6 protein-coding genes and 1 pseudogene are annotated in these 6,938 nt (G+C 56.5%); 2 read left to right on the forward strand and 5 right to left on the reverse strand.

What is annotated here, in order from left to right:
* Positions 1–182 precede the first annotated feature (182 nt).
* The gene (locus tag ACTIDN_RS10985; protein ID WP_415508301.1) at positions 183–1,007 is read right to left on the reverse strand and encodes an acyl-ACP desaturase; all 825 of its coding nucleotides are present in this window, start codon (positions 1,005–1,007) and stop codon (positions 183–185) included.
* Between the two features lie 99 nt (positions 1,008–1,106).
* Here ACTIDN_RS10985 and ACTIDN_RS10990 point away from each other — a divergent pair, with 99 nt between their 5' ends.
* Positions 1,107–1,376: a hypothetical protein gene (locus ACTIDN_RS10990; RefSeq protein ID WP_441377080.1), complete on the forward strand. Its 270-nt coding sequence runs from the start codon at positions 1,107–1,109 to the stop codon at positions 1,374–1,376.
* 53 nt (positions 1,377–1,429) lie between these two features.
* Here the strand turns inward: ACTIDN_RS10990 and ACTIDN_RS10995 are convergent, their stop codons facing one another.
* The gene (locus ACTIDN_RS10995; protein ID WP_441377081.1) at positions 1,430–1,858 is read right to left on the reverse strand and encodes an acyl-CoA thioesterase; all 429 of its coding nucleotides are present in this window, start codon (positions 1,856–1,858) and stop codon (positions 1,430–1,432) included.
* A 135-nt stretch (positions 1,859–1,993) separates the two neighbouring features.
* Between ACTIDN_RS10995 and ACTIDN_RS11000 the strand changes: the two genes are divergently transcribed.
* Positions 1,994–3,628, forward strand: a complete 1,635-nt coding sequence (locus ACTIDN_RS11000; RefSeq protein WP_441377082.1) for a UvrD-helicase domain-containing protein — start codon at positions 1,994–1,996, stop codon at positions 3,626–3,628.
* A gap of 40 nt (positions 3,629–3,668) precedes the next feature.
* Here the strand turns inward: ACTIDN_RS11000 and ACTIDN_RS11005 are convergent, their stop codons facing one another.
* The 3 genes and pseudogenes from ACTIDN_RS11005 to ACTIDN_RS11015 form a co-directional block, all read right to left on the reverse strand.
* Positions 3,669–5,174, reverse strand: a complete 1,506-nt coding sequence (locus ACTIDN_RS11005) for an aldehyde dehydrogenase family protein (protein ID WP_441377083.1) — start codon at positions 5,172–5,174, stop codon at positions 3,669–3,671.
* A 165-nt stretch (positions 5,175–5,339) separates the two neighbouring features.
* The gene (locus ACTIDN_RS11010) at positions 5,340–6,500 is read right to left on the reverse strand and encodes a TonB family protein (RefSeq protein ID WP_441377084.1); all 1,161 of its coding nucleotides are present in this window, start codon (positions 6,498–6,500) and stop codon (positions 5,340–5,342) included.
* A gap of 144 nt (positions 6,501–6,644) precedes the next feature.
* Positions 6,645–6,887: pseudogene (locus ACTIDN_RS11015) on the reverse strand (transposase); the annotation flags it as partial.
* Positions 6,888–6,938 lie beyond the last annotated feature (51 nt).

A 6,938-nucleotide genomic window follows, 5' to 3' on the forward strand; every position in this document is an offset into this window, starting at 1 on the left:
GCTGCCTCACTACACCCCAAACGGGAGCAATGAAAGAAAGTTGCGAAATTAGCGATTTTCTTTGAAAAAATGCAGAATAATTATAGGAATTATTCGTTGTTGTGGGAATTGAATTTCGGTCTGTTTTTATGAAGTCAGACAAAAAAAGGGGAGAGACAGAAGCCTCTCCCCGTATTAAATGCTCAGTTTATGCCAACAAGTTTGGCAAATTTTCTCTGGCGTTTGAAGAACAGTTTTTCCGCAACCCAGAAGGCGGCATCCTGCAATTTGCTGTGCGGTGTTAGCCCTGTTGTTTTAAACACCATGCCAATAACACGGCGTAAATGCTTTGGCTGGTAAGACCGCATGGCCCGCGCCATGTAATTGGCAATGCAATCATTATGGTCATAGGGTTTAGAGGACGGCTCATTCGTGGTGTAGTAAGCGGAGGCTAGTTCGTCATCCTCGCTTTCCGTCACGCGGCCAAGGGCAATACGCAGGCGTTGCAGGGTCCCGATTTTTTCCCGCTTCAGGTAACGCTGCATGTGGTCGTAAAACAGCTTGAAGTGCCGGAACTCATCTGCCGCAATCTGTTTGCACAGGGCCTTCAGGGCCGGTTCTTCCGTTGCATCGGCAAGGGCTGTGTAGAAGGAGGATGTACCGGTCTCTACCATGCAGCGGGCAATAAGCTCCCCGGTGCGGGAGCCACGCACGGACTGATCAACGTCCAGCTTGATATGGTAGAAGTCCCGATAGCGCTGGAAGGCGGCTTCATAATCCCAGCCGGGGTCAGCCAGCATGGCCCAACGGCCCAGCGCATCCCCATGTTGTATTTCTTCTATCGCCCAGTGGTCGGCTGCCTGCTGGAAATCTGGGTCATCCTTGAACACATTGTTCAGGTAAATGGCGTAATCCACACTGTTACGCTCAACAACAGAAGCAGCTTTGACCGCCTTGAGCAGCTCAGGGTCTACCTTGGATGGGTCAAAACTGTCCCATGGGAGTTGGTCAATCTGCCAGTGTTTCATATGCGCCGGGTCCCCATCCTGACTAAACGTGGTGGGCTGCCTTCCGGCTGTCTTTTCCCGGAAAACCGCCCACGCTAGGGCACCGCACAGGAGGCCTGCATGGTGCTCTGGCGTATTGAACTTGGTTTGTGCCTTGGCACCACACTGGTACCACACACACCGCCAATACGGCGTTTCTGGGGGTTAAACGTCAAACCTGACAGAAAGATGCCTCATGGTGGGCGTTCCATGCGCTGCAAGGGCAGCCTGTTACGCGCCAAAGGCTCTAGCCGAAATTACGGCGTTACGGAATGGGAAAGGGCTAAAAAATGGTGCCCACCCCCACAACCGCTTTTACGCTTACGCGGGTTTTTAGGCTCAACTCTTTGACATAGAAGAGAAAAAGGCAGGGCAGTGCGTGCTACCCCGCCTTTTTTCAGGTTTTAGACAGCAGGGTCAACCGGGGCATCGGCTGGAGCATGGGTCGGCAGGGGGCGGGGGCGGCGGTTGGTGTCCAGCGCCACAAAGGTAAAGTCACCTTCCGTCACTTTGGAGGTTTTGTGCGTATGGCGTGCGCGCCGCCAGGTTTGCACATGAATGGTCATGGAGGTCCGGCCCTCTCTGGCAATGTGGGTATAAATGCTCACCTCATCCCCTACGGCTACGGGTTCCAGAAATACCAGCCCGTTGATGGCCACTGTGGCCGCACGCCCATTGGCCCGGAAAGCTGCTGTAGTCCCCGCTGCAAGGTCCATCTGGGAGATGATCCAGCCACCAAAAATGTCTCCGGCCGGGTTGGTGTCGCTGGGCATGGCCACTACACGGATTGTCGGTACGCCCTCAGGCAGAGCAGCGGCAGAAGAAGACGGCATAGTCACAGGCCCTTTCAAGGCAGGTCAGATAGCCGGTGATAAGGGTTTTACCCATAGGGGTAGTGTTATTATCCGGCAAATTCACACGCTTTGCCACCGTAAAGCACGGAAGCTGTTTGCGTAATTCAGTTCTTTGTGAGGGAGCGTGCCCCCCACGTACTGCATCAAGGCTCTGCACAGCGCGACCTAACTGGGTTACAAGCCGCTTTTTCAGGGTTTGAGAAAGGGGCAGGGCAGCGGATGGTGGCGTGTACGCCTGAGCAGAGGACAATTCTGGCAAAAAGCCCCACACAAAGCTTCAAGGTTGTTGCTGGAGCCGGGTGCGGCAAGACCAGTACGCTTGTTATGTATAGTGAGCAATGGGGCCAGTATAAAGGGCTTTATCTGGCCTTTAATGCGGCCATTGCACGGGACGCCCGCGCCCGCTTTGGCCGCCAGATACAGGCCCGTACCGCTCATAGCTATGCCTTTACGGACCTGAATATCCGCGCCCTTGAAGGCGAGCGGCTTATACCCCGTTATAGCGTCCGGCATGTGCGGCAACTGGAAAAGGAAATGGGCCAGACAGCCCCGCCCGGCACGGCGGATACGGTTTTGAAAACCCTGACAGCCTTTTTAATCAGCGCAGGCACCAAGCTGACACAGGCGCATTGCCCGGACCCGGACGCAAAGCGCAACCGTGCGGTACGGACCTTTGTGGCGGCGGCCTTCAAATATATTATCAGGTATGAGCGGCACAGCTTCCCCATTACGCATGATGTCTACCTGAAGCGTTTTGAGATGGAACGGACCATCAGCGGCTATGACTATATCATGGTGGATGAGGCACAGGACCTGAACCCGGTACTGTTTTCCATTCTGCAAAAATCCGGGTTGCCGCTGGTGGCGGTGGGGGACCCGCACCAGTCCATTTACGCCTTTCGGGGCGCGGTGGATGCCATGTCCGGCCTGAGCGTACAGGCGCTCCCACTCAGCCGAAGCTGGCGCTTTGGAGAGGACCTTGCCAGACTGGCCAATGCCGTGCTGGCGCAGCATACCAAACCCCCGCATTATCCGCTGCATGGTAACCCGGCGCTTAAAACGTCTATCCGGCATTATACAGGTAAGGTCCGGCCCGCTAAAAACACCCTTATTCTGGCCCGTACCAACGCCCGGTTATTTGAAAGTCTTGTGAATATAAAAACGCCTTTTCATGTTCTTGGCGGTATTCAGGACATGGTGCAGGAAATCCGCTCAGCGCTTACGTTGTATCGCAGGCACTCCAACCCTACGGCGCGCGGGCCGGAAGGGGGCGTGCCCTTTGGGTCATGGAAGGAGCTTGTTGCCGCCAAGGAAGGCGATAATGCAGACCCCACCGCCAAACGCCTGTTCACCATTGTTGACAAGCACGGGTTTGATCTGGACGAGAAAATAAAGACTATTCAGGCGCTCCATTGTGACAATGCGGCTGATGTCAGCCTTGTTTGCTCCACCGCCCATAAAGCCAAGGGGCGGGAGTTTGATACGGTTATTATGCTGGATGACTTCCTCTCCCCAGCCGAGTGGGCGAGCCGGCGGGAGCGGGCACTCGCGCGGCTTGCGAACGTGGAGGACGAGCCGGAGTTTTCTGAAAAGTTCAAACTCCGTCAGAAAGAACGATTGATGCGCCGTATGGAGGAGTGCGATCAGGAGATAAACCTGCTCTATGTTGCCTGCACCCGTGCCAAGATAACGTTATATGTGCCAGAACCAGTTTTTACATTCTGGCAGGAGCGTCACCTGTCCGCATAAATAAGGAGCGGCCTGTAGTGTAGGCCGCTCCTGAAAAGATTTAGAAGAAACCAAGCTTTTTCTCAGAGTAACTGGTGAGAATGCTTTTGGTTTGCTGGTAATGTTCCAGCGCGGACTTATGGGTCTCACGCCCAATGCCGGATTTTTTGTAGCCGCCAAACGCAGCCCCGGCAGGATAGACATGGTAGCAGTTCACCCAGACACGCCCTGCTTCCAGCCCTTTGGCTGTACGGAAACAGGTGTTACTGGAGCGTGACCATACCCCGGCACCCAGCCCGAATTCCGTATCGTTGGCAATGGCCAACGCTTCTTCTTCCGTCTTGAAGGTGGTGACGGTCAGGACTGGGCCAAAAATTTCCTCACGGAAAATACGCATGGTGTTATCCCCCCTGAACAGGGTGGGCTGCACATAAAACCCGTGCTGCAAGTCAGCACCAAGGTCTGGGCGGGCACCGCCTACCAGAAGCTCTGCCCGGTCTTCTGTTTTGCCAATCTGGATGTAATCCATAATCTTGTTGGCCTGCATGGCAGAGTTCTGGGCGCCCATCATGGTGTCTGGGTCTAGCGGGTTGCCCTGTTTAATGGCCTGCACCCGCGGCATTACCCGCTCCATGAATTTGTCATAGATGGATTCCTGCACCAGTGCGCGGCTGGGGCAGGAGCAGATCTGGCCCTGATTAAGCGCAAAAAGCGTGAAGCCTTCCAGCGCTTTGTCCAGATAGTCATCATCATGGTCCAGCACATCGGCAAAGAAGATGTTGGGGGATTTCCCGCCCAGTTCCAGCGTTGCGGGAATAAGGTTTTCCGCAGCCGCGTGGGCCACCATTTTGCCGGTGGGGGTGGAGCCGGTGAAGGCCACCTTGGCAATGCGCGGGCTGGTGGACAGCGCTGCCCCGGCATCCCGCCCAAGGCCGTTGACCACGTTCAGCACTCCCGGCGGTATAAGGTCGCCTATCAGTTCCAGCAGCACCAGAATACTGGCCGGTGTGGTCTCTGCTGGCTTGAGCACCACACAGTTGCCCGCAGCCAGAGCGGGTGCAAGCTTCCATGACGCCATGAGCAGCGGGAAATTCCAAGGGATAATCTGCCCCACAACGCCCAGTGGTTCATGAAAATGGTAGGCAATGGTCAGTTCGTTCAGGTCGGTAATGCCACCTTCCTGCGCACGGATGCAGCCTGCAAAATACCGGAAATGGTCTATGGCCAGAGGAATATCGGCATTGCGTGTTTCACGGATAGGCTTGCCGTTATCCCATGTCTCCGCAAGGGCCAGAGCATCAAGGTTGGCTTCCATCCGGTCTGCAATTTTAAGCAGCATGTTAGCCCGGTCTGCTACCGAGACATGTTTCCAGCTTTGAAAAGCCTTGTGGGCCGCGTCCAGCGCCAACTCAATATCTTCGGCGGTGGATTGTGGGACTTCGCACAGGGTGCGGCCATCAATGGGGGAGATGTTGGTCATGTAAGCGCCTTTGACCGGCGCTTTCCAGTCACCGCCAATATAGTTGGCGTAGCGTGACTTGAAGGGGTGTCCCTGTGAAATGGTCATACGTCAAACTCCCATGCTCTTTGCGGCATTCTTCAGGATGTTTCGAAACTATGAAGGGCTATGTCATCACCCGGATGTCAGGTGGTCGTGTTTAGTCTCCGGTGCCAGACATTACAGGCAAATTATGTGTGGGCGAAATACACCTATCAAGCGGTGGCGCATCTGTCATCGCCTGATCAGAATATAGTTCATGGTTAGGTCAATATCGAAGTGGTCTCCCTGCATGTTGGGCGGCACTGGCGGCAACTGTGCGCCACGGAACATGCTGGTTGTTGCGGCGTCCAGATAATAGGAGCCGGAGGACCCTGTCTCGTAAATGGATTTTACGCGGCCTGTACGGTCCAGCACCACATGTACGGAGGCCGGACCTTCCTCCCCATTGCGGGCGGCTTCTTCAGGGTAGAATTTGTGGCGCTCGATCCATTCATTGACCTGCTGTCCATAATCATCACTCACACCCTTGATGGAGGCGCGGGAGGTGTAATGCGCGTTAATGGCCCCGTTTTCCACCACCGGACCAACCGACATATCAATAGGCCCGCCAGACCCGCCGGGGCGGCCTGTGCGGTGGCGGCGCGGTGCCGGAGCCTCGTTGAACGAAAGGTCCATCGGGTTATCAAACGGAGACGCAGCATGGCGGCGTTTGTTGGGCTGGGGCTTGGCTTTTGGCACAGCGGCAGACTTGCTGCTGGCGTTGGGTTTGTGGCCGGAGGGCGTGTGTGCCGGCTTGACCGTTTTATGCTCCTGCGGCGTGGGCTTGGGGAGGCCGTCGCTGGAGGTTGGCAGTTCCGGCGCAGTCGGGATGTCATCAGATGGTACGGCGGGGCCGGGGGCGGCGTCTTCCGGGTTGGGTTCGGCCTGTCCGGCGGTGCTGGCTGTTTTGCCCGCGTTACCGGACCCTGCATCCGGAGATTGCTGGCCTGTCATGCCGCTGGAGGTCTGGGGGGCGGCAAACACCATCTCAACAGAGGGTGGTTGCGTGCCCTCGGGGGAGCCTTGCGGGTTGTGGTGTGTGGTCTGCCACAACAGGGCCGTGAGCAGCAGAAAATGCGCTACGGCGGAACTGGTCAGCACCGGGCCGAGCGTTGGCTCCGCATACAGTTCCCGGCGGATGAGCGGGGTAGGGGTACCTTTGACGCGCGGATACTGCCGCCCAAGCGGGCGGGGCACGGGGGTGAGAGACGGCTTCAGGCTTTCCCGCTCATGGGCGGGCAGGGCTGCATCCGGCTGTGCATCATGGGGCTGGCCCTCAGTCTGCCCTTGTGGGGCCAGACGGGGTTCCTGCCTGTTCCGTTGCGGTGAAGAGCGGCTGAGCATAGCCTTCATGACGTGCCCGTTCTCTCCTCTATCCCGGCAGGGCTATGGTGGGGGTGTTTCAAAAACAAACTGTGCCATTGCTAGCTCGCGCTTTCTAGCCTGAACTTGCGTCTTGCAACAGGGAAAGAACAAGAAATGTTTTTTTAGGGCCTGTTAGGGCTTGATCCAGTCTGCTGCGGCAGCGATGTGGATGACCGCGAGGAACGACGTTGCTGTTTTTTCATATCTGGTTGCGACAGCGCGCCACTCCTTGAGGCGAGCCCAGAGGTTCTCAACGAGATGCCGACACCGATAGGCCCATTTGGGGCAGGCGACCGGGCCATCGCGTCGTTTCGCGGGAATGGCTGGCCGTGCTCCCATGTCCCATATCCGTTCACGCATGGTGTTCGACGCGTAGCACTACAGTTGCATTTTGTGTCGTGAGTGAGCGCGGATAGCGCTGACCTG

This window comes from Acetobacter sp., from assembly GCF_052102375.1.
Classification (GTDB): domain Bacteria; phylum Pseudomonadota; class Alphaproteobacteria; order Acetobacterales; family Acetobacteraceae; genus Acetobacter.